At 46.6% G+C, this 23,796-nt stretch carries 22 protein-coding genes; 21 read left to right on the top strand and 1 reads right to left on the bottom strand.

Going from position 1 to position 23,796, the window contains the following annotated elements:
• Positions 1–25: 25 nt before the first annotated feature.
• Both FQV26_RS13925 and FQV26_RS13920 read left to right on the top strand, forming a co-directional pair.
• Entirely contained in the window at positions 26–982 is a 957-nt protein-coding gene (locus FQV26_RS13925) for a sugar kinase (RefSeq protein ID WP_146558145.1), read from the top strand.
• Positions 983–1,002: 20 nt separating this feature from the next.
• On the top strand, positions 1,003–1,620 hold the full coding sequence (locus tag FQV26_RS13920; protein WP_146558144.1) for a bifunctional 2-keto-4-hydroxyglutarate aldolase/2-keto-3-deoxy-6-phosphogluconate aldolase: 618 nt from the start codon (positions 1,003–1,005) through the stop codon (positions 1,618–1,620).
• 56 nt (positions 1,621–1,676) lie between these two features.
• Here FQV26_RS13920 and FQV26_RS13915 read toward each other — a convergent pair whose 3' ends face one another.
• Entirely contained in the window at positions 1,677–3,005 is a 1,329-nt protein-coding gene (locus FQV26_RS13915) for a TrkH family potassium uptake protein (protein WP_146558143.1), read from the bottom strand.
• Positions 3,006–3,234: 229 nt separating this feature from the next.
• Between FQV26_RS13915 and FQV26_RS13910 the strand changes: the two genes are divergently transcribed.
• From FQV26_RS13910 to FQV26_RS13820, 19 genes are all read left to right on the top strand, one after another.
• Complete coding sequence (locus FQV26_RS13910) at positions 3,235–4,224, top strand: TAXI family TRAP transporter solute-binding subunit (RefSeq protein WP_146558142.1); 990 nt, start codon at positions 3,235–3,237, stop codon at positions 4,222–4,224.
• Positions 4,225–4,252: 28 nt separating this feature from the next.
• Entirely contained in the window at positions 4,253–4,678 is a 426-nt protein-coding gene (locus FQV26_RS13905; protein WP_261384353.1) for a DUF1850 domain-containing protein, read from the top strand.
• The gene (locus tag FQV26_RS13900) at positions 4,675–6,702 is read left to right on the top strand and encodes a TRAP transporter permease (RefSeq protein ID WP_146558140.1); all 2,028 of its coding nucleotides are present in this window, start codon (positions 4,675–4,677) and stop codon (positions 6,700–6,702) included. Before FQV26_RS13905 ends, FQV26_RS13900 begins: the two co-directional genes overlap by 4 nt.
• Before the next feature lie 84 nt (positions 6,703–6,786).
• Positions 6,787–7,920: a M20 family metallopeptidase gene (locus FQV26_RS13895; RefSeq protein WP_146558139.1), complete on the top strand. Its 1,134-nt coding sequence runs from the start codon at positions 6,787–6,789 to the stop codon at positions 7,918–7,920.
• A 182-nt stretch (positions 7,921–8,102) separates the two neighbouring features.
• Positions 8,103–8,951, top strand: coding sequence for a MurR/RpiR family transcriptional regulator (locus tag FQV26_RS13890; protein WP_146558138.1), 849 nt, complete (start codon positions 8,103–8,105; stop codon positions 8,949–8,951).
• Between the two features lie 130 nt (positions 8,952–9,081).
• On the top strand, positions 9,082–9,966 hold the full coding sequence (gene murQ, locus FQV26_RS13885) for an N-acetylmuramic acid 6-phosphate etherase (RefSeq protein ID WP_146558137.1): 885 nt from the start codon (positions 9,082–9,084) through the stop codon (positions 9,964–9,966).
• A gap of 24 nt (positions 9,967–9,990) precedes the next feature.
• The gene (locus FQV26_RS13880) at positions 9,991–11,370 is read left to right on the top strand and encodes a PTS transporter subunit EIIC (protein WP_146558136.1); all 1,380 of its coding nucleotides are present in this window, start codon (positions 9,991–9,993) and stop codon (positions 11,368–11,370) included.
• A 66-nt stretch (positions 11,371–11,436) separates the two neighbouring features.
• On the top strand, positions 11,437–12,489 hold the full coding sequence (locus FQV26_RS13875) for a DUF871 domain-containing protein (protein WP_146558135.1): 1,053 nt from the start codon (positions 11,437–11,439) through the stop codon (positions 12,487–12,489).
• Between the two features lie 183 nt (positions 12,490–12,672).
• The gene (gene nagE, locus FQV26_RS13870; protein ID WP_146558134.1) at positions 12,673–14,589 is read left to right on the top strand and encodes an N-acetylglucosamine-specific PTS transporter subunit IIBC; all 1,917 of its coding nucleotides are present in this window, start codon (positions 12,673–12,675) and stop codon (positions 14,587–14,589) included.
• 64 nt (positions 14,590–14,653) lie between these two features.
• A complete protein-coding gene (nagA, locus tag FQV26_RS13865) occupies positions 14,654–15,814 on the top strand; it encodes an N-acetylglucosamine-6-phosphate deacetylase (protein WP_146558133.1) in 1,161 nt (386 codons plus the stop codon).
• A gap of 5 nt (positions 15,815–15,819) precedes the next feature.
• Entirely contained in the window at positions 15,820–16,566 is a 747-nt protein-coding gene (gene nagB, locus FQV26_RS13860) for a glucosamine-6-phosphate deaminase (protein WP_146558132.1), read from the top strand.
• A 5-nt stretch (positions 16,567–16,571) separates the two neighbouring features.
• Complete coding sequence (locus FQV26_RS13855) at positions 16,572–17,294, top strand: GntR family transcriptional regulator (RefSeq protein WP_146558131.1); 723 nt, start codon at positions 16,572–16,574, stop codon at positions 17,292–17,294.
• A gap of 70 nt (positions 17,295–17,364) precedes the next feature.
• Entirely contained in the window at positions 17,365–17,634 is a 270-nt protein-coding gene (locus FQV26_RS13850; RefSeq protein ID WP_146558130.1) for a phosphocarrier protein HPr, read from the top strand.
• Between the two features lie 202 nt (positions 17,635–17,836).
• Positions 17,837–19,942: a BglG family transcription antiterminator gene (locus tag FQV26_RS13845; RefSeq protein ID WP_186759954.1), complete on the top strand. Its 2,106-nt coding sequence runs from the start codon at positions 17,837–17,839 to the stop codon at positions 19,940–19,942.
• Positions 19,943–19,976: 34 nt separating this feature from the next.
• A complete protein-coding gene (locus FQV26_RS13840; protein WP_146558128.1) occupies positions 19,977–20,420 on the top strand; it encodes a PTS sugar transporter subunit IIA in 444 nt (147 codons plus the stop codon).
• A complete protein-coding gene (locus FQV26_RS13835; protein WP_146558127.1) occupies positions 20,417–20,686 on the top strand; it encodes a PTS sugar transporter subunit IIB in 270 nt (89 codons plus the stop codon). Before FQV26_RS13840 ends, FQV26_RS13835 begins: the two co-directional genes overlap by 4 nt.
• 36 nt (positions 20,687–20,722) lie before the next feature.
• Positions 20,723–22,018: a PTS ascorbate transporter subunit IIC gene (locus tag FQV26_RS13830; RefSeq protein WP_146558126.1), complete on the top strand. Its 1,296-nt coding sequence runs from the start codon at positions 20,723–20,725 to the stop codon at positions 22,016–22,018.
• Between the two features lie 23 nt (positions 22,019–22,041).
• Entirely contained in the window at positions 22,042–23,034 is a 993-nt protein-coding gene (locus FQV26_RS13825; RefSeq protein WP_146558125.1) for a phosphotriesterase family protein, read from the top strand.
• A gap of 13 nt (positions 23,035–23,047) precedes the next feature.
• Complete coding sequence (locus FQV26_RS13820; protein WP_146558124.1) at positions 23,048–23,785, top strand: creatininase family protein; 738 nt, start codon at positions 23,048–23,050, stop codon at positions 23,783–23,785.
• The last annotated feature ends 11 nt before the right edge of the window (positions 23,786–23,796 follow it).

Here is a 23,796-nt window from a genome sequence, read left to right as displayed (position 1 = left end):
TTAAATAAGGAAAGGAGTGACTAATTTGTCTGATACATATGGCGTTTTTACATTAGGCGATGCATTGATTACATTTAATCCCTCAGAGACGGGCCCATTGCGTTACGTGACTGGATTTACACGAAAAGTCGGAGGAGCAGAATTGAATTTTGCCATCGGCTGCGCACGTCTTGGCCTGCATACCAAATGGGCAAGCCGTCTGGGCGGTGATGAATTTGGCCGTGTGATTTACAATTTTGCACGCGGAGAAGGCGTTGATATGACAGATGTTAAGTTTGTGGAAGGCTATCCAACTTCATTGAACTTCAAGGAAATCCGGGAAGATGGCTCAGGCAAGACATTTTATTATCGATACCAATCACCGATTTTGACGATGGAGCCAACGGAGATAACAGCGGAAATGTTTAAAGGCATCGACATCATTCATTTGACAGGCGTATTCCTAGCCATCGATCCAAAAAATTTGGCCATTACCAAACGGGTGCTGGAAATTGCAAAGCAGCTGGAGATCCAGGTTTCATTTGATCCGAATATCCGCCTTAAGTTATGGACCATCGAACAGGCAAGAGCCGCTTATGTGGAAATCTTGCCATCAGTGGATATTTTGCTGACAGGTCTGGATGAAATTGAATTGATCATCGGTGACGCTTCAAATGAAGCGCTTGAAAAATGCGCAGCGGATTTCTCGATCGGCCACCTGGTTATCAAAGACGGCGGCAATGGGGCACGTGTATTTACAAAAGGCGTATGGCATCAGAAAGAAGCATTCAAGGTCACGCCAGTCGATACGGTCGGGGCAGGCGATGGTTTTGATGCCGGGTATATTTACTCGGTATTGCACGGTTATTCTCCGGAGCAGTCGCTGGAATTCGCCAATGGCGTCGGTGCTTTGGTGACAACTGTTTCCGGAGATAATGAAGGACTTCCTTATCTGGAGGAAGTACAGTCACTGGTCCGCAAAGAAAAAGTAATTGAGCGCTAATTCGAAGGAGGAACTTACCGATGTTAAAGCATGCTATTCTATCCCAATTGTCTGAAACAAAAGTGGTCGCAGTTATCCGCGGCAGCAGCGCAGAAGAAGCGGTTGAACTGTCAAAAGCGGCAGTGCAGGGCGGTATTCGCGCAATCGAGCTGACGTATACAACGCCGCATGTCCAGCGGGTATTTGAAACGATTGAAAGTGAAGACGTATTGCTTGGAGCGGGCTCCGTACTGGATCCGGAGACGGCGCGCCATGCCATTTTGGCTGGAGCGAAATTTATTGTCAGCCCGCATTTCAATGAAGAAATTGCACCGGTCTGCAACCGTTACGGCATTCCGTATCTGCCTGGCTGCATGACAATCCGGGAGATGGTCAAAGCTTTGGAATCAGGAAGCGATATCATCAAATTGTTTCCGGCGAATAATTTTGAGCCCTCCTTTATCAAGTCGGTCAACGGACCACTGCCGCATGTCCGCATCATGCCGACTGGCGGCATCAATTTGAATAATATTCAGGACTGGCTGGCAGCCGGCGCAGTGGCTGTCGGCATCGGCAGTGATTTGAACAAGGCGTATGCTTCCGGCGGTTTCGAAGCAGCGGTTGAACTCAGCCGAAAATACATGCAAAAAAGTGAATAGGAATGGAATAAAAAAAGCGCAGCTCCGAACTTTCCGGATGCTGCGCTTTTTCGTCTTCAGCCGGTGAAAACCGGTTCATACGGATAACGGAAATTTTCCTTGCGAGGTTTCATTAAGATAAAGAACAAGGTTAATGGCCCGATGCGGCCAGTGAACATCACCAGGCTCAATAGGACCTCGCCAAGGCCGCTCAAATCGCCGGTAATGCCCATAGACAAGCCGACGGTTCCAAACGCTGATACCACTTCGAATGCCAGCGGCAGGAACGGGATTTTCTCCGTTATAGTCAGCAAGAACAGAAAGAAGACAACCAGCAAAACACTAATGGTCGTGATGGCGAGTGAACGAATCACTGTCTCGAGACGGATAGAGCGGCCAAAAAGCTCGGGTTCGCGACGCGAACGCAAAAAAGAAGCAGTCGCCAGGAGGACGACGATAAAAGTCGTCAGCTTGATTCCGGAAGCTGTCGAAGCACTGCCGCCGCCAATGAACATCAACAGCATGGTGAACAGCAAAGTCGGATCTTCCAACTCCCCGTAGTTCAGCGTATTGAATCCCGCCGTCCGCGGCGTCACGGCACTGAAATAGGAAGCCAGTAATTTATCATGCAGCGACATATTCCCAAGGGTGCCGGGATTGCCGTATTCCAAAGCGAAAATGACAATCATCGCTACCACATTGACAATTAAGGTGCCGCCGACCATCAGCTTGGTATGCAATGCCCACCGATGAAACGATTTCTTTTGCGAGACATCCATGCCGACGGTAAACCCGATGCCCCCGATGATGAATAAGAAGGAAATCAGCACATTAACCAATGGATCTCCAGCAAAACTCATCAAGTTATCGGGAAACAAAGAAAATCCCGCATTATTAAAGGCGGAAATAACATGAAAAACACTGTAGTTGAGCGCATCTTTAAAACCGAACTCCGGTATCCAGTAAATAGTCAACAGTACGGCAGCGATGGCTTCCACCGTTAACGCGAATGTTAAAATCAATTTGACGAGCCTGACGATGCCGCCGACTGTATTTTGCGTCAGCGATTCCTGCAGGTAGATTCGGCTTTGAAGACCCACTTTTTTGCGGAACAGAATAAGGATGGCCACCGCAAAAGTCATTAAGCCCAAGCCGCCACATTGGATTAACACAAGAAGAACCAGTTCACCAAAACCGGTCAGTACAGTGCCCGGGTCAAAGACGCTGAGTCCAGTAACCGTCGTAGCGGATGTAGCGGTGAATAAGGCATCGGTCCAGGAAATCGGACGCGTTGTCGCGAATGGCAGCTTCAACAGCAAAGTGCCTGTCAAAATCAAAAATAGAAAACTGCCGGAAATCACTAAAGGCGGAGATATAGTGATCCTCTTTCTTTTCCAGGAACGCATCAGGACACTTCCTCATCTATCAAACTGAAATATGAGCCTACTCTATGCCTGTTTCAAAAAATTGTCAACAAAATAATGAGCAGGAAAAAAGGGAGTGAATGTTAGATTTATGCAAAGAATAGTAGGGGTTATTCATCACAACTGTCTATCTAATCTGAAAAAAATGAATATTCCCTATTAATCATTGTATAATTTCGGTATAATGAGAAAAAACCTAGGGGGTAGAGAGATGAAGAAAATGAAAGTAAGCGTTTTCTCTTTAGTTGTTGCCGGAAGCCTTGTTCTAGCAGCTTGTGGAGAAGACAATGCCACTACGAACCCAGAAGAAGGCGGGGGCGGAGAAGCCGCTGGGCTTGAGACCAATATTGTTACCATTGCTACTGGTGGAGCATCCGGTCCTTATAATATCATCGGCTCGACGCTAGCGGAAACCTATAGTTCGCAATACGACGTCAACTCAAGAACCCAAACAACCGGGGCGTCAGTTGAAAACGTCAACTTGATCAAAGAAGACAAAATTGAAATGGCCTTCACCATGAGTGATGTTGTCAGCCAGGCAGTTGAAGGAACGGAAGGTTTTACAGAGCCTACAGATAAAATCAGCCAAATCGCTGCTTTATATCCAAACTACGTTCAAATCGTCACTACGGCAGATTCAGGCATCGAAACTTTTGAGGACCTGCGTGGCAAGCGAATCGCCGTAGGTGACCAGAATTCCGGTGTTGAAGTGAATGCGCGTATGCTGCTTGAAGGCTACGGCATTACTTATGATGACATTGACGTGGATTATCTTGGCTATGCAGAAGCGGCAGATGGCCTTCGTGCTGGACAGATTGACGCGGCTTTCCTGACAAGCGGCTTGCCGAATGCTTCGCTGCTGGAACTGTCTGAAACATTGGACATCCGCATGGTTTCCATCGCGCCGGAAGATGTTGAGCGTGTGGCAGAAGACCAGTCCTATTTTATCGCACTTGAAATTCCAGCGGGTACCTACGGCAACGAAGAACCCGTTCCAACTGCAGCAATCATGAATGCTTTGGTGGTCCACTCGGATATGAGTGAAGACGATGTCTACAAATTGACCAAAACCTTCTTCGAAAATCTGGACACTCTAGAGAATTCGCACCAGGCAGCAGCTGATATCACATTGGAAGCTGCACAAGAAGGCTTGGTAGCACCGTTGCATCCGGGGGCACAGCGTTACTACGATGAGCAATAAAGTGTTAGCGGGAGGAGCATGTTTGATTGTGCTCCTTTTTTTCCTGCTTTGGCGAATCCCCGTTGTGCAATTCGATTTTGGGGAAGAGCGTTATTATTTGAGAGAAACGAGCTTTACCCTACAGTGGATCCATTCAGTCGAAAAAGAAGAATGGCTGGAATTCTATGAACGGGATGGCGACAATCTCCTGCTGACGGAAACAAAGTTTAAAACTTATGGCGCAGGCGTTCCTTCTGACGGGGAAATCATCTCTTCAAAAGACGGCTATGTCCATATGAAGATCGGACGCCTCTTCAATGAAATGAATTTGACCATATCCCAAAATGCACAAACCACGATCCTAACAGCTGACAAAGAAATTCCTTTATATGAATATACAGATGACTATGAACTGGTGACGATTAAAATTGAAATGATTCATCTTTGGGATTATGTAAGGGGGAATACTCTATGACAAAAGACAACCGGGATTTGGACGTCGAAAGCGTCTCGGCCCACGAAGAAGACAAAAATATCAGCCAGGAAATATTGGAGAAATACGATACGGATGCCAAAGTCCGCAAATTGAAAAACCGCAAATTGGTCTTTTTGATTGCGGCAATTGCGATCGCCTATTCAGTCTATCACTTATATGTAACTTTCAATCCGCTTCCTGCCCTTCAGGCACGATCTATTCACGTGGCAGTCGGGATGGGCTTGATCTTTCTGGTTTATCCGACATTTAAAAAGCAGGATCGGACGAAGATTCCCTTCTATGACTGGATCTTATTCATCTTCAGTTTAGGCACCGCGGGCTATTTGATGTATGAATACAACGACATCATGACAACGCGCGGAGGGATTCCGAATACCTTGGATATTGTTTTCGCAATTCTCACGGTCGTGCTTGTCCTTGAGGCAGCGCGCCGTGTAACTGGTATCATCCTGCCGATTTTGGCTTTGGTGTTCCTGGCTTATCCATTCATCAGTCATTTTATCTGGATGCCGGACATGCTGATGACACGGCCATTCGACTTGGGTGACATTTTCGGCCAATTGTATTTGAAGACGGAAGGGCTTTATTCGACGGCCATATCGGCTTCTTTGCAGTTCATCTTCCTGTTCATCCTGTTTGGTGCATTTCTGGCCAAATCGGGGATGGGGCAATTATTCAATGATTTGGCTATGGCGTTAGCAGGAAGCAAACAGGGGGGACCTGCCAAAGTGGCGGTCATTTCCAGTGGCTTCATGGGAAGCATCAACGGTTCAGCGATTGCCAACGTCGTCGGAACCGGCGCCTTTACCATTCCGTTAATGAAAAAAATCGGCTACAATAAAAACTTTTCCGGCGCCGTAGAAGCGAGTGCTTCCGTGGGCGGACAGATTTTGCCGCCGATTATGGGGGCGAGTGCATTCATCATGGCGGAGACAACAGGAATCGCCTACGGAACCATCGCGCTAGCGGCTTTATTGCCGGCAGTTCTGTATTTCCTCGGAGTCATCATGCAGGTGCATTTCCGTGCCGGCAAAGAAAGCCTGAAAGGCATTCCGAAAGCGGATCTGCCGAGAACCAAAGAAGTATTGAAAGAAAAAGGCCATTTGCTGCTGCCAATTGTCGGCTTGATCTTTATGCTTTACACAGGCATGCCGATTGCCTATGCTGCATTTTATACCATCGTCCTGACGGTCATTGTGGCCGCATTGAGAAAATCGACGCGCATGGGCTTTAAGGATATTCTCGAAGCATTGGAAAACGGGGCACGCCAATCACTGTCCGTCATGATCGCCTGTGCGGTCGTCGGCATCATCATTGGTGTGGTCAGCCTGACAAGCTTTGGTACCGTTATGACTTCAGCAATTACCAGCTTTGGTGCAGGATCGCTGTTCTGGACATTATTCCTGACGATGCTTGCTTCCATTGTTCTCGGTATGGGCTTGCCTTCCATTCCGGCTTATATCATTACCGCAACAATGACGGCTCCGGCACTTGCTGAATTTGGCATTCCGGTTCTGGTTGCGCATTTGTTTGTATTCTATTTCGGAATTTTCGCCAATATCACACCGCCGGTTGCGCTTGCTGCGTTTGCGGGGGCCGGGATATCCGGCGGCGATCCGATGAGGACCGGCTTGAACGCTTTGCGCCTGTCGATTGCTGGCTTCATTATTCCGTACCTGTTTGTTTACAATCCGGCAATGCTGATGATCGATACGACAGACATTGCCGTCAATGCCACTGAATTTGCACTGCCGCCAATATGGGAAATCATTTCAATCACTATTACTGCCATTATTGGCATTATTGGATTGAGTGCCTCAGCAGAAGGCTATTTCCAGACCAGGCTCAATGTGCTGTTCCGTGTCGTTCTCGGGGCGGGTGCTTTGATGTTGATCGTTCCCGAAACTTTGACGGACATTATCGGTTTGACGATTGTGCTGGGCATTTTCGTCATCAATTTCCTAAAAAGCAAAAAAGAGAATACGGCAGCCGCTGCCTCGTAACTAATAAACAACCAGCCGGACAGCAGAACCTTTGCTGTCCGACTTTTTTTGGTAAGATAAAGAAAAAGCGGGAGGTCAGTGAATATGAAGGAATTCATTGGAGCAAATCAACAGCCAATGCTGGCATTGATTGAAAATCTGGTCAATGTCGACAGCGGTTCCTATTTGAAGAGCGGAATAGATGAAGTGGGTAGAATACTTGCAGAAGAATATCATATGATCGGCTTTGATACGGAAGTGCACGAACAGGAACACTTCGGCAATAATCTGGTAATCCGGCACCCGGAAGCGGATGCTCCCGAAATCGTCATGATCGCACATCTTGATACCGTCTTCCCAGAGGGCACCGCAGAAAAGCGCCCGTTCCATATTGCGGGTGATCTGGCCCACGGGCCGGGTGTCATTGACATGAAGGCCAGCCATGCCACGGCTTTATTCGCCCTTAAAGCCTTGATGGAAGCCGGCAGCGATGCCTATAAAAACGTGGTGCTTGTCTTGAATACGGATGAGGAAATCGGTTCCATCGCCTCGCGCGAGCTGATTGAAACAGTGGCGGCGGGAAAAAAATATGCGCTTGTATTGGAGCCGGCGCAGAATGGCCAGCTGGTCAGTGAACGCAAAGGCGGCGGCAAGTATTTCTTGAAAGTGTTTGGCAAGTCGGCGCATGCGGGCATTGAACCAGAAAACGGGGCAAGCGCCATCGAAGAACTAGCTCGAAAAATCCTGAAACTGCACGCATTGACTGAGTCCGATAAAGGCATCACTGTTAATGTCGGCCTAATTAAAGGTGGAACATCGGTCAACACGATTGCGCCTTTCGCAGAGGCGGGGATTGACTTGCGCATTGAAACACCTGAAGACGGTGAGAGGCTGGACCGCGCCATTAAAGAAATCTGCAGCGATGCGGAAACACCGGGAACAACAGTGGAATTGACCGGCCACATCACCCGGCCGGCATGGGTATTGACGGACGAAGCACGCAGATTAATCGATGTCATCTCCGAAGAAGCTGCGAAAATCGGCATTGAATTGACGCATGAGAAAAGCGGCGGCGGATCGGACGCCAACTTAACAGCCCACATCGGCATCCCATCGATTGACGGTTTGGGCCCGGTCGGCGGGAATGCCCATCAGGAAACAGAATACTTGGTGGTTTCCTCACTCACGGATCGGACGTTGCTGCTGGCGAATGTTATTGAGCGGTTGAGCAGTAAATAGGAAATTGCTGCAAGTGGTATTTAGCTGCTTTCTCTTCACTCCCCAAGAGGATGGACTCAACATCTATACGATTTTGATGTATGCTAAATAAGCTGAATAAAACAAGAAGCTTTCCGCGTTGCTTGTGGATTCGCAAAACATAATCAATAAACGCCAGAAACAGAAGTACAGGGGGTTCAAAGATGTCTTCTTTGATGCAGAAAATAAAAGAAGTACTGCCGCAGCTATCGGAGGCAGAGGAGAGGATCGGCAAGTATGTTCTTGGAAATCCGGAAGCTGTGCCGCATATGACGACAAAAGAACTGTCGCAGAAATCTGGTGTCAGCGAAGCAACAATCATCCGCTTCTGCAAATCGATCGGCATCGGTAGCTTTAAATCCTTCAAGCTCGCCCTTATGAAAGACTTGACCTTAACGGATACCAACCTCACTGATTTTTCGGTGCTGGACAAAAAAGATTCGCCATATGACCTTTTTCATAAAGTCATCCACGTCAACAAATCGGCGATTGAATCATGCGCCGACTCGATGGACCGAAAAGAACTGGCAAAAGCAGTCGAAGCGATTCAGCATGCGAAGAAAATTGTCTTTTTCGGTGTTGGCGGCTCTTCTACTGCCGCGGTTGATGCTCAGTATAAATTCACCAAATTGGGCTATCACTCCATCACTTCCCTTGATTTTCATTATATGCTGTCGGTAATTCCGCATTTAACAGAAAACGATGTATTCGTGGCAATCAGCACTTCAGGAAAAACAAAGGATGTTCTCGAACTTACCCGTTTTGCTCAGAAAAAAGGGGCGACTGCCATTGCCATTACGACGCTCAGCAAATCACCATTGTATAAAGAAGCAGACATTCGCCTGTGTACACCGAATGTCGAACAGGACTTCCGTATCGGGAGCATTCCTTCAAGAATGACGCAATTGACGGTTATTGATACCTTGTATATGAGCATTTTCCATCATGTTGGGGAGAAAGTTTTGCAGCAATACTATGACGCCCGTAGTGAAATGGAAAGTTTAAGAAGATGAAGAGCCAAAGATTTGGCTCTTTTTTAATTATAATAATGAAATTTAAATTCATTATTTAGATAATTTATATTGACATTAAATTTCTTAAAGATAAAATGAAAGCAAGAAATAAAAGTAAAAGGGTGATCTGATGCTCGAGAATTTATCCACGGAAAAACGCAATAACAACACCATGAAGATGGATGAAATGTCAGTTCTTGAAATACTAGAGACAATGAATCAGGAGGATCGCCTTGTACCTAAAGCCATTGAAACGGAATTGGCGAATATTGAAAAAGCTGTACAAAAAGCTATCCGTTCCTTTAAAGCAGGAGGCAGATTGATTTACATCGGTGCCGGAACCAGTGGACGTTTGGGTATTTTAGATGCTGTCGAATGTGTTCCTACATTCGGTGTTTCATCTGAACAAGTTGTCGGAATCATAGCTGGAGGGACAGAAGCGATCAAGACAGCTATTGAAGGCGTAGAAGATAATCCTGAGTTGGGCATGGAAGATTTGAAAGCGATTTCTTTAAAAGCTGATGATACGATTGTCGGAATAGCGGCTAGCGGCCGTACGCCTTATGTGATTGGAGCGCTTCAATATGCAAAACAGATCGGCGCAGAAACCATTGCGATTTCGTGTAATAAAGGGGCGGAAGTTAGCGGATATGCGGATACGGCGATTGAAATCGAAACCGGAGCTGAAGTATTGACCGGCTCAACGCGTTTAAAGGCGGGCACTGCTCAAAAGCTTGTACTGAATATGATTTCGACTGCTGCAATGATCGGCATTGGTAAAGTATACGGCAACTTGATGGTGGATGTACAAGCCACAAATGCCAAGTTGATTGAGCGTTCCAAACGGATCATCATGGATGCTGCCCAAGTTGATTACGAAACAGCACAGCGCTATTACAGTGAAGCGGACGGCCACGTTAAAACGGCGATTGTCATGAGTCTGCTGGATTGCACAAAAGAACAAGCTGTCGAAAAACTGGAGATAGCCGGTGGGTTTGTCCGAAAAGCTTTATAACATTTGGGGGAGTGGAGGGGTAGTATGAAAAAAGAACGACAAATGGCGCATGACATTCTCGCGAAAATCGGGGGAAAAGAGAATATCAATCAAGTCGCACATTGTATGACACGTTTACGTTTATCGATAAAAGATGACAGTAAGGTGGATCTTAATGAGCTGAAGCGAGTGGATGGCGTGATGGGAGTAATTGAGGACGATACACTCCAAATCGTCGTAGGTCCCGGGACAGTCAATAAAGTTGCTGCTGAAATGAGCAATGAAACTGGATTAGCGATCGGTGAAATGGCGGATGCCGATGAAGACGACATGGATTTTACAGAAAAAGCCGCGTTGAAGAAAGCTAAGTTGAAGGAAAAAAACAAAACGCCGTTCAAGCTTTTCCTGCGCCGTGTCGGTAATATTTTTATTCCGCTGATTCCGGGACTAGTAGCCTCCGGAATTATCAACGGTGCCGCGAACTTCGCTAAAAATGCAGGAGTAGATGCCACTGAAACATGGATGCAGATTTTATTGGTTCTGGGAAGCACTGTATTTGCCTATCTGGCTATACTGGTCGGTTGGAACACCGCTAAGGAATTTGGGGGAACACCGGTACTCGGTGCTATCGCAGGGGGAATTTTATTCAACCCGCTATTAGCGGATATTGTTATTTATGGAGAACCGTTGGTCGTCGGCAGAGGCGGTTTATTCGGTGTAATATTTGCCGCATGGTTAATGACATTCGTTGAGAAGAATGTACGCAAAGTGATGCATAGTTCTGTCGATATTTTATTCACACCTCTAATTACATTATTGGTTGTCGGTTTCTTCTCACTTTATGCGGTTGTTCCAATCGCGGGGCTTTTATCAGATGGCATTATGACTGTGCTAACTTCGGTTCTTGATGTTGGTGGAGTATTAGCAGGAGGCGTTCTAGCAGGGTTCTTCCTGCCACTTGTTATGCTGGGTCTGCACCACGGATTGACACCGATTCACCTGGAGTTGATGAACACAGTCGGCGCGACAGCCTTACTGCCGATTCTGGCAATGGCTGGAGCTGGACAAGTGGGTGCCACCATTGCAGTCTATATAAAAACAAGAAATCAACGTCTGAAGAACATCATTAAAGGGGCCCTGCCTGTTGGATTCCTCGGTATCGGCGAACCGTTGCTTTACGGTGTGACCCTTCCACTTGGCCGGCCATTCATCACAGCTTGTATGGGAGCTGCATTCGGCGGCGCATTCCAGGCAGTGATGCATACGGCAGCGCTTGGAATCGGAGTGTCAGGCATTTCATTGATTCCGCTTATTGCTGAGAGCAAGTATGTCTGGTATTTCGTCGGATTGGTCGTTTCGTATATTTTCGGATTTATCTTCACCTATTTATTTGGATTCAAAGAAGAGATGGCCGAAGGGATTTAAAGGAGAGGGAGAGAAATCTCCCTTTTTTCTATTGATTTGAGGATAAATAGAAAAGGAGCTGTCAAAATGCGTGGGATTTCAGTTTATTTAGGAGACGATTCGTTTCTGAACTTGGAACCTTATATTGAAAAAGTAAGCAAGCTCGGCTTTACATCTATTTTCACTTCGCTGCATATTCCAGAGGATGATCCATTGCTTTATAAGGAACGGCTGCAGCAATTAGGGAGTTGGGCACTGAAGTTTAATATGGAGCTGATGGCGGATATCGCACCGCCTTCATTGGCTCATCTTGGATTTGGTTGGGACAATGCGGAAGGCTTGCTGGAATGGGGCTTGACAGGACTGCGAATTGATTACGGAGTGGATGATGACATAATTGCCTCCTTGTCCGGCAAGATGAAAATCGCGTTAAATGCCAGTACCTTAACAAAAGAAGGACTGGCTGCTTTGGCTTCTGCAGGTCTGCAGCGAGATGCTGTTGAGATGTGGCATAACTTCTATCCGCGGCCGGAGACCGGATTGGATTCCGTAGAGTTTGTGAAAACCAATCTGTGGCTGAAAAGTGAAGGGCTGAACGTAATGGCCTTCATTCCAGGAGATGGGCTTCTGCGCGGACCTTTATATAAGCGGCTGCCAACTTTGGAGGAACACAGAGACATGGATCCTTTTAGAGCTTATTTACATCTGAAAGAAGATGGTGCGGTGGACAAAGTATTGATTGGTGACATCACGCTCAGCGACGACAGCCTGGAACAATTCGCTGCGTTTCATGAAGGGGAAATTTTATTACGTGCGCAAGCCTTGATGGAGACAGGACTGAGGGGCGTCCAAACCAACCGCTGGGACGCTGCCCGGGATTGCATCCGTTCCATGGAATCCCGCCAATACGGATTAATTGGCACCCATCTATTGAAACCCAATAATACCATTGCACGGGATAGAGGCAGCATTACTGTGGATAATGAGCGTTATGGCCGATATCAGGGAGAATTGCAGATCACTAAAAGAGATTTGCCAGCGGACGACAAGGTCAATGTTGTTGGAAAAGTCATTGCCGAAGATCTCAACTTGCTGCCATATATTAAAGGTGGTATGAAATTTAAGATAGAGTGGATTTGAATAAGAGAGAATACTAGGAGTTGGGAGCGTATTGGCTTCCAACTTTTATGTTTTTAAAAAAATCTTCTTGCAGATCAAAAGTAACCGCTTACTATATTTTCAAAATTAACTAAATTGGTATAGACAACTATACCGATTATAGATATAGTGAAAATTAAGAATACATAAAGGGGTGGAAATTTTATGTTCAGTTTTCTTCAGAAAATAGGGAAATCGTTGATGTTCCCGATCGCTACCTTGCCAGCGGCTGCTTTGCTGCTGCGCTTGGGGCAGGACGATGTGTTCGGCATTCCGTTCATGTCAGCTGCCGGTGCAGGAATCATCGACAACCTGGCAATCATCTTTGCCATCGGTATTGCGATGGGACTTGCCCATGACGGCAACGGTGGAGCGGCTTTGGCCGGTGCCATTGCCTATCTGGTATTGACTTCGGCGATCGTGACGATCAACGAATCAATCAATATGGGTGTGTTCGCCGGTATTTTATCCGGTATTGTCGGAGGTCTTTTGTATAATAAATTCTACAATGTGAAGTTCCCGCAATGGCTCGCTTTCTTCGGCGGCAGGCGGTTCGTACCGATTATCACTGCTGCGACCATGACGGTTTTGGCCGGTGTGCTCGGCTATGCTTGGCCGCCGATCCAGGAAGGCATCGATGGTGCGGGTGAGTGGATCTTGAATGCAGGCATGTTTGGTGTCGGCGCTTACGGTTTCCTGAACCGACTCTTGCTGCCGACCGGTTTGCACCATGTTATCAATACCATCGTCTGGTTTGATTTTGGAACATTCACTGATGCCACGGGAGAAGTGGTGCGCGGAGAAATCAACCGCTTCTTGAAAGGTGATCCAACGGCAGGGCCATTCCTGTCCGGATTCTTCCCAATCATGATGTTTGGTTTGCCTGCAGCGTGTCTGGCTATGTATGCTGCGGCTAAGAAAGAACGCAAAGCCGTTGTCGGCGGAATGTTATTCAGTATCGCCTTCACGTCTTTCCTAACAGGAATCACAGAGCCGATTGAGTTCTCGTTCATGTTCTTATCGCCTATTCTATACGTAGTCCATGCTTTGCTGACAGGTGCTTCAATGATGGTCGCCTATGCTTTGGATGTCCATCACGGTTTCGGCTTTTCTGCCGGAGCGATTGATTATGTATTGAACTATGGACTGGCTACCAATCCGCTCATTCTCTTGGTGATGGGGCTCGTTGTCGGAGCCGTATACTTTGTCATCTTCTACTTCCTGATCATCAAGCTGGACTTGAAAACGCCTGGCCGTGAAGATGAGGACGTTGAAGGAGCAGAAAATGCAAGTTCCGAGAACAAAGCTGTTGATGTTAGAGCATACAACACAATCGAAGCGCTTGGCGGCACTGATAATATTGTCGCAGTCGATTATTGCACGACGCGTCTGCGCATGACGGTCAAAGATTCTGAGCTTGTAAACGAAAAAGACTTGAAGCGCCACGGTGCTATGGGTGTCATGAAAGTCAATAAAACCAGTGTTCAAGTCGTAATCGGAACGGCTGTCGAATTCTTGGCAGATGCTATGAAGCCACGTTTGGCAAACGGCAATCCGGCTCCAGCAAATGGATCGGAAGCGGCAATAGCTGAAGAACCGGCCAGCGAAGAACCGGCAATGAAAGAAATCATCCCGGAAGACTTTGTAATGCCGATTCAAGGGGAAATAATTCAGCTATCAGAAGTACCGGATGAAGTATTTGCAAAAGGCATGATGGGTCCTGGATTCGCTATTTTGCCATCTGGAAACGTTCTCCATTCACCAGTCGACGGGCGAGTGGTCAGTGTCTTCCCGACCAAACACGCCATCGGTATTGAAACGGATACTGGCATTGAAATTTTGATTCATGTCGGCCTGGATACGGTCAAGTTGAAAGGTGAAGGATTTGAAACATTGGTCGAACAAGGCCAGCTCGTACAGCGCGGAGATGCTTTGCTGAAACTTGATTTGGACTTCCTGAACGCCAACGCGCCTTCTATTGCAACACCAGTTATTTTTACCAACTTAACTGAACAAAAAGTAACTGTCTTGAAAGACGGCTTCCAGGAACAGGGAACTGATTCCATCTTGAGAGTCGAATAATACGAGCCGAAAAACCAGGGACATCCGCCGCGATTTTCCTGGTTTTTCGCAAGGAGTGGTTCAGATGAATAAACGTATATTAATTTCCGGCATCACCATTGCGGACGCTGTTAAAGAAAGCTTTGTAGGAGATCTCCTTTTGGAAGACGAAAAGATCAGCCGTGTTGCTGAGAAAATTGATGCACAGGCGGACATTCACGTGGATGCAGCCGGTAAAAATTGGACAGCGTATCCTGGATTTATTGATGTGCATATCCATGGTGCTGCGGGATTTGACGCGATGGATGCGACCCCTGAAGCGTTGGCAGGTATTGCAAGTGCTTTGCCGAAGGAAGGCACGACGAGTTTTTTGGCAACGACTATGACTCAATCGGATAGAGCCATTTCAGCTGCCTTGCAGAATATTAAGGGGTTTCAGGCACAGGATGGACAAGCTGAAATGCTGGGCGTCCACCTGGAAGGGCCGTTTATTTCCGATAAGCGGGCAGGCGCACAGCCGATAGAGCATATTGCCGAACCCTCCTATCCGTTATTCCAAAAATGGCAAAAACTCAGCGGCGGTCAAATCCGGCTGGTGACGATGGCGCCGGAAGCGGCAAACGGATTGGCCTTTGTCAAACAGCTGGCAGAGGATGGCGTTATCGCTTCTATTGGCCATTCGGATGCTACATTGGAAGAAGTCCAGGCAGCCGTCCGTTCGGGTGCCAGCCACGTCACCCATCTTTACAACCAGATGAGCCCATTCCATCACCGCAATCCAGGCGTGGTGGGTGCCGCCCTGACGGAAGGTAGTTTGTCAGTGGAAGTGATTGCTGATTTTATTCATAGCCATCCGACTTCTGTCGAACTCGCTTTCCGACAAAAAGGAGCTGGAAAGTTGATCCTGATTACGGATGCGATGCGTGCGAAAGGCTTGGCTCCGGGTGTTTATGATTTAGGCGGGCAGGATGTGCAAGTCACCAAAAAAGATGCACGGCTTGCAGATGGCACCTTGGCCGGCAGCATCCTGACGATGGAAACAGCGGTTAAAAATGTCCAGTCGATCACCGGCTGCAGCCTGAACGAAGTCGTTTCCATGACTTCTGCCAATGCGGCAAAAGAACTCGGCCTATCGAATAAAGGCCGTTTGCAAGATGGAACAGACGCAGATGTGGTAATTCTCGATGAAGACTTTAATGTCCAATTAACCATTTGCAGAGGAACAATCGCTTATACGAAGGAGTGACTGTGATGAAACTGATAAAAGTCGAAAACTACGAAGAGATGAGCAGCCAGGCGGCGCAATTGGTGGAGCAGCAAATCCAGGACAATCGCCATTCGGTGTTGGGATTGGCTACAGGTTCCACGCCGCTCGGCCTTTACGAAAAACTGATTGAAGGGGTCAAGGAACGCAATATTTCCTTTGCGGATGTTCAAACCATTAATTTGGATGAATACCGTGGGCTATCGGACGACCATCCAAACAGCTACCGCCATTTTATGAATGAAAAACTATTCCGCCATATCGACATTGAACTGGAACATACCCATATTCCAAACGGCAAAGCCAAGCCGGTGGAAGCGGAGTGCCGGCGTTATGAAGCGTTGATTGACGAAATTGGACCGCCGCATCTGCAGATTCTTGGCATGGGGACGAACGGCCATATCGGCTTCAACGAACCTGGGACGCCAGAAACGAGCTTGACCCATTGTGTCCGGCTCGAAGCGTCGACACGCAACAGCAATGCCCGTTTTTTCAGCGACCGCGACGAAGTGCCGACCCATGCAATCACGATGGGCATTCAGTCGATTCTGAAAAGCGAAAGGATCCTTTTGCTGGCTTCCGGCAAAAAGAAAGCACAGGCGGTGAAGCGGTTCTTGGACCGCCGCATCAGCAAAGATTTTCCCGCTTCATTTTTATGGAAACACAATCATGTTACACTGATTGTAGACTGGGATGCCTATAGCCTGGTCGCGGCAGAGGCAGAAGAGGAGTGAACGCTGTGCTGGACAAACAATCGCCGATTCCGATTTATATTCAAATAGAAGAACAGCTGAAGCAGCAGATTCAGCAAGGCGACTTTCCTATCGGCGCGGCAATCCCCTCTGAACGCGAACTGACCGAACGCTTTGATGTCAGCCGTATGACTGTGCGCCAATCCATCACCAATTTGGTCAATGACGGTTTGCTGTACCGGGAAAAAGGACGCGGCACATTTGTGGCGTCGCCGAAAGTGGAACAGCCGCTGAATGGTTTGACGAGCTTTACAGAGGACATGCAGTCGCGCGGCATGGTCCCGAGCAGCAAACTGATCGGTTTTGAAATCCTTGAGCCCGATTCCGACATTGCAGAGGAATTGCAGTTGGCGGATGGAGACAAAGTCTATTTCGTCGAACGGATCCGCTTTGCAGATGACAAACCGATGGCTATTGAACGCACTTATTTGCCGGTCGGACGCTTTCCGAACTTGAACCGCGATTCCTTTCAAGGGTCGCTGTATGCGATGATCGAAAACGAACAGCAATTGAAAATCAGCCGTGCTACTCAACGAATGGAAGCAGGGCTGGTGAAAAAAGAAGACGCTGATTTGCTGCAGATCAAACCGCCAGCGGCCATTCTGATGATTGAACGCATCAGTTACTTGGCCGATGGACAGCCATTCGAAGTGGTCCGCAGCACCTACCGTGCCGACCGCTATAAGTTTACGACAGACATCAAGCGTTAAAGGCAAGCCCTTGAACGAACAGGTTATTTCATGCAGTTTGTTTAGAAACAATACCAGAGGAGAGAAAACAATGATTGAAAAAACGTACACAATCACAAGCGACGAAGGTCTTCATGCACGCCCTGCATCAAAATTAGTGGGGGCGGTATCACCGTTTTCATCAGATGTGAAAATGCTTTACAAAGAAAAAGAAGTCAACTTGAAATCCATTATGGGCGTCATGTCACTTGGCGTTTCAAAAGGCAATAGCATTACGATCACAGCTGAGGGCAGCGACGAAGAATCGTTGATGGCCAAAGTCGAAGAATTGATTGTGGCTGAAGGGCTTGGACGAGCTTAATAATTAACAAAAGCAATCATATAAGACCACTGGAATCTTCGGGTTCCAGTGGTCTTATTTTTTTTGCAACAGTCTAGTTTTGCACAAAAGAGTTGGGAGCATTTGGTCTCCACTTTTAAAGAATCAAGGTTTATAGTTAATTTAACAGAGTATTCGAACATATTTAATGCCGGTGAATATAAATAAGGGAGGAGGAACAAAAATGGCATTGGACCAACGCAGTCGTGCAATTTTATCTCATCTGTCCCAAGCTCAAAGTTATGTCACCGCAAACGAAATTATGGAGACCTTCCGTATTTCAAGGCGCACCATCTATTACGATATCGGCAAGATCAATGACTGGCTGGAAGAGAACGAACTTCCGGTAGTGCAGCATGCACGGTCTGCTGGATTTCAATTAGATCAGGAGGCAGCAAAGCAAGTCCCTAAAAAGCTGGGCGCGATAAAACAAAGGCATTATGAATACTCCACAACAGAACGAAGAACGTGGATGGCGCTTTATTTATTGGCCAGGAATAGACCGGTGTATTTAGAAAGTTTGATGGAGAAAGTCAGAGTCAGCAGAAATACGGCCATTGAAGATGTAAAAAGGTTGAAAAACGAGCTGATTTCGTACGAGCTGCGGTTGGAGTTTGATAGGAGATTGGGCTATGTCATCAAAGGCCAAGAAGAAAACAAACGGAAAGTCATTGTCTTTTATTTGCAGCGACTGGTAGGAAAACTAGGTTGGTCCGATTTGCTTGGACAAATGCGGATGATCTTCAATGACCAGGCTGATTTTCCGATTTTCGGGAAAGCGGAAGAAGTGAAGGAAATTATTTCAGCCAGTGAAAAAGAATTAGGCATTCAATATACAGATGACTTTCTTCATAATCTTGCCATCCGGATTTTGCTGTTTGTCTGTAGGTTGTCTCAAGGAAAGCGCATTAAAGTCGATCCTGTTGATCAGCTAGTATTGTCAGAAACAAAAGAATACAGAGCCGCCAAAGAAATAACCAAGAAATTGACTGCCCTGATTCAAGTGGATTTTCCTGAAGAAGAGATTTTTTACATCACTAAACATCTTTTGAGTTCGAGGATACAATTTTCACAAACCATCTTCGAAAATGACAACGAGCAGAACGATAAAGTTCTGGCTGAAGTTGTTTCTAAGATGGTGACAGATTTTCAGAAATACGCCTGCATTATTTTTGACAACCGAAAAGAGGTTGAAAGAAATCTATTGCTGCATGTCAAAACCGCTTATTACCGTGTGCTGTATGGATTAGAGGCCGATGGTGGATTGGAAGCATCCGTAAAGGAAAAGTATCCGGATATTTTTCGGCTGACCCAAAAAGTGTCCAAGCATTTAGAAAATGCTGTTGGCAAACCGGTCAGTGATAGCGAACTTACATTGATTACGATACATTTTGGCGGCTGGTTGGAAAAGATGGGTATTGAAGTGGCCAAACGTAAAAATGCCCTATTGGTCTGCAATACAGGCGTCGGAACTTCACGGCTGCTGCAGCATCAACTTGAAGGACTTTTCTCGACGGTCGACATCATCGGCTGTGTGTCATTAAGGGACTATGAAGAAATGGACTTGGAAGCGGATTTCATCATTTCGACAATCCCTCTCGCAGAAAAAGGGAAGCCAGTGTTTGTCGTCAACGCGATATTAAGCGATGCAGAAAAAGAGCGGCTGTTGAAAAAAGTGAATGCTTTTATTGGAATAGAGCCGCAAAAATCCAATTCCATAGCAGGTGTCATGGATATTATCCGGCAGCACGCAATCATTAAAAATGAAGAAGCTTTAAAGAATGAACTCAAACAATACTTGCAGCAGGTCCCGGTTAAGACGAAAGAAGCATACAAACCTAATTTAAAGGAGGTGCTGCCCATTGAGCATATCCAATGCCTAACGGCAGTAACAGATTGGAAGCAGGCCATTCACGAATCAGCGAAACCTTTGCTGGAAAATCAAGCAGTAACAGAAAACTATATAACAGCGATGATCGATGTGCTGCTTGAAATGGGTCCTTATGTAGTGGTTTCCCCAAAAGTAGCGATTCCCCATGCACGTCCGCAAGATGGGGTCAATAAACTCGGTATGACATTATTGCAGCTGAAAAAACACGTGCCATTTTCCGAAAAGGGCAGCAAGCCGGTGAACCTCGTTATTGTGCTGGCCGCTATAGATGGAGACACCCACTTAAAAGCCTTAAACCAACTGACAAAAATTTTAAGCAATAAAAGCTTGAAAGAAGCACTAATTGCGGCAGAATCTCCGAAAGCAATTTACAGAATAATTGCAGACCATTCGAAGTAAACGTTTTTATTAAAACAAAGAAAGGAATTTTGCTATGAAATTTTTGGAAGAAAACCTAGTTGCTCTGGATCTTCCGGCTGCTACCCCGGAAGAAGGAATCCGTGCAGCAGGAGCATTGCTGGTAGCTGAAAATTTGATAGAACCCAGATACGTAGATGCGATGGTGGAATCCTATAAGAAAAACGGACCGTATTTCGTATTGGCACCTCAAATAGCGATGCCTCATGCCAGACCTGAAGATGGTGTTAAAGAAGCGTCGGTGTCGCTTGTACGATTAAAAAATTCATTGGAATTTGGAAGTGAAGCCAATGATCCGGTCCGATTTGTTTTCGCATTAGGGGCATCTTCCAGTGAAGAGCATCTGTTGGTGATGAAGAAAATTGTGGCGCTGTTAAGCAAAGCAGAAAATATTGAGAAGCTGAAAGCATTATCGACCTACGAAGAACTACAACAAATTATTGGGAGGAATGAACAATGAAAATTTTATGTGTATGTGGCCTAGGGCAAGGGACAAGTCTGATTTTAAAAATGAATGTGGAAGAAGCATTGAACGAAAAAAACATTATGGCGGATGTTGAACACATCGATTTGTCCTCAGCAACGAGCATGTCAGCAGATTACATCATCACCAGCAACGAACTGGCCGAAAGCCTGCAAGGCCAGCCAGCAAAAGTGATTGTGGTAAATAACTATTTTGATATGGAAGAAATTAAGTCGGCAATTGATGCCAATATTACAGAATAAAGGCGGACAGCAAATCAATCAGGGGGGAGAACGGTTATGGATATTATTTTCTGGTTAGCGAATAACGTGTTCGGGACACCGGCCATCTTATTGGGCATCATCGTCTTAATTGGTTTATTGCTTCAAAAAAAGACGGCGAGCCAAAGAGTCAGTGGAACATTCAAGGCGATTATCGGATTTTTGATCATCAGTGCCGGCGCAGGCATTATTGTGGGTGCTTTGACAGTTTTTGAGCCGCTTTGGAAAGAAGTATTCAATCTTTCGGGAGAAACTTTGAGCGAGTACATGGGACAGGAAGTATTCAATACCGAATACGGCAGTGCCGTCACTTTGGCAATGACCTTAGGTTTTCTGATTAACGTTTTTCTGGCACGGTTTACGAAGCTGAAATACATTTATTTAACGGGCCATATGATGTTTTGGACAACGACTATTTTTGCAGGAATCGCAGTTCACACTTCTCCCGATGTATCGTTTTGGAGACTGGTGATTTTCCTGTCGGTCATCATGGGGATTTACTGGACAGTACAACCGGCATTGACGCAGCCCTTTATGCGAAGAATAGTTGGGAATGACAATATCGCCCTTGGACATACATCAGCGTCCGTTGCATTGCTGGCGGCGTTTGGCGGAATGCTGTGGGGCAATAAAGAAAATGATTCAGAAAAAATCAATTTGCCAAAAGGCCTGGAGTTTTTGAGAGATTCCAATGTGATTACAGCATTGACGATGGGCTTATTGTTCTTAACTGGAGCCATCATCATTTCTTTCAAAGACACGCCTGGAGCGGCGGAATTGGTCGCCAGTTCCGGAAACCAAAGTTTCATTGTCTATGCGATCATCCAGTCGTTCACCTTTACGGCAGGGATTGCAGTGGTATTGACAGGAGTTCGGATGTTCATTGGGGAGATTGTTCCGGCCTTTAAAGGGATTGCGACCAAAATAGTGCCTGGTGCAAGACCGGCACTGGACAATCCGATTCTCTTTCCCTATGCACCGAATGCCGTCATTCTTGGTTTTCTCGGATCGTTTGTCGGAGCCATATTATGGCTGGTGGTTCTGGGGAATGCAGTCGGGTACATCTTTGTACCGACGATGATCGTATTGTTCTTTCACTCCGCTTCAGCCGGCGTATTCGGCAACTTAACAGGCGGAGTGCGGGGAGCCGTGATGGGTGGATTCGTTACGGCGACAGTTGTCGCGTGGGGCCAATTCATCACCGTCCGATTCCTGCTGGCAGGTACAGTTCCGGACACAGCGATGTGGGCAGCTGACTCGGATATGTTCATTTTAGGACCGGTTATTCGACTGTTGGCACAATTGCTGCTGTAAATTTCAAAGAAGGAGGAAATCACGTGAGTTTTATTCGGACATTGCGCGGGGATATCCGTCCGTCAGATTTTGGGTTTACGTATTCCCATGAACACATTGTGTGCCGTCCGTCCTATTGGGTTGAAAAAGAGGCGGACGATCTGTTGCTTGATGACAAGGAAAAATCAAAACAGGACGTGGCAGACTTTAAACGCCATGGCGGCAAGTCAATTGTGGATGCGACGGCAGTCGATTATGGACGGGATGTCCAGGCTGTGAAGGAAATTTCAGACGAACTGGACATTCATATTGTGGGAACCGCAGGATTTAATAAAAGTTTTTTATGGGATGCGGGAATCGTAGATCGATTAAAACCCATCATTGGCAACTACCGAACCTACAATGAATGGATCGAGTCAGCCAGTATCAACGACTTAACTGATTTTGTCATCAGGGAAGTGGAAGAGGGGCTTGAGGATACGCCTTATAAAGCGGGGCAGGTGAAGTTCGGCACAGGCTATAACAGAATCACACCACTTGAGGAAAAGACCTTGCGGGCAGTTGCGCGGGCGCATATGGAAACGAAAGCGCCGCTTCATTCCCATACAGAGGCAGGGACGATGGGGCTCGAGCAAATTGAATTGCTGGAATCTGAAGGCATCGATCTGTCCTACATGAGCTTTGGGCATATGGACCGCAATCCGGATCCTTATTACCACGAGCAGGTAGCGAAAACAGGCGCATACCTAAGCTTTGACGGAATTGCCAAAATCAAATACGCTCCTGAAAGTACACGAATCCAGTGCATCTTGGAGCTGGTCAAAAAAGGCTATGAAAATCAAATCCTGGTCAGTGGAGACACTGCCAGAAAATCTTACTACAAGCATTACGATTATGGCCTCGGCCTTGAATACATTATCGCGAAATGGGTACCCCGGTTTATTGACGACGCCAATCGCCAAGGATTTGACGGAGAAGCGCTGGTCAATAAATTCTTCGTTGAAAATCCGGCACGGTGCTTTACGTTCAATAAATAGGAGGCGAGCAGCTTTGATTTTTCAAAATGAAAATTCTTATGAGGTAAAAGCGAAAATTGCAGACAGCCAGGTAGCCATCCTGCCTATAGGTGCAGTCGAAGCGCATGGTCCCCATCTGCCGCTTGGCACGGACAATTATTTGGCCGAACAACTGGCGGAAAGGGTGGCGTCGAAAACAAATGCTTTCATCCTGCCGACTCTGCCTTATGGACAAGTCTGGAGCTTGAAAAACTTTCCAGGCAGCATCACTGTCAGCAATCAGTCACTGATCAACTTAATTTGCGATATTGGAGTCAGCCTCTATCAGCAGGGATTTCGCGTTTTCGTCATGCTCAACAGCCACTTGGGAAACGCCGTGGCAATAAAGGAAGCTGCCCGCCATTTGTATGAAAAGGTTCCAGATTTAAAAGTGCTTTATTTGTTTTATCCGGGTATCAAAAAAATCACCGATGAGCTGAGGGAGACTCCGTCAGCTCACGCCAGCTATTTTCACGCTTGTGAAATTGAAACCTCATATATGCTATATTTGGCAGAGCAATACGTCGACATGACCAAAGCCATTTCTGATATACCCAATATACCAATGAGCGCCGACGTAACACCGACGCCATGGGAAGAGTTTACGGCTTCCGCGGTTTTAGGAGATGCGACATTGGCAAGCAAAGAAAAAGGCAAGGCCATCATCGAAGTTGCTTTGGCGAATATGGTGGAGCTGATCGAGGAAGCGAAAAGATCAGTGGATCAGAAATGAAATGTAAATCA

This window comes from Planococcus sp. CPCC 101016, assembly GCF_007859295.1.
GTDB lineage: Bacteria > Bacillota > Bacilli > Bacillales_A > Planococcaceae > Planococcus.
This window is presented reverse-complemented; position numbering and strand designations above follow the sequence as displayed.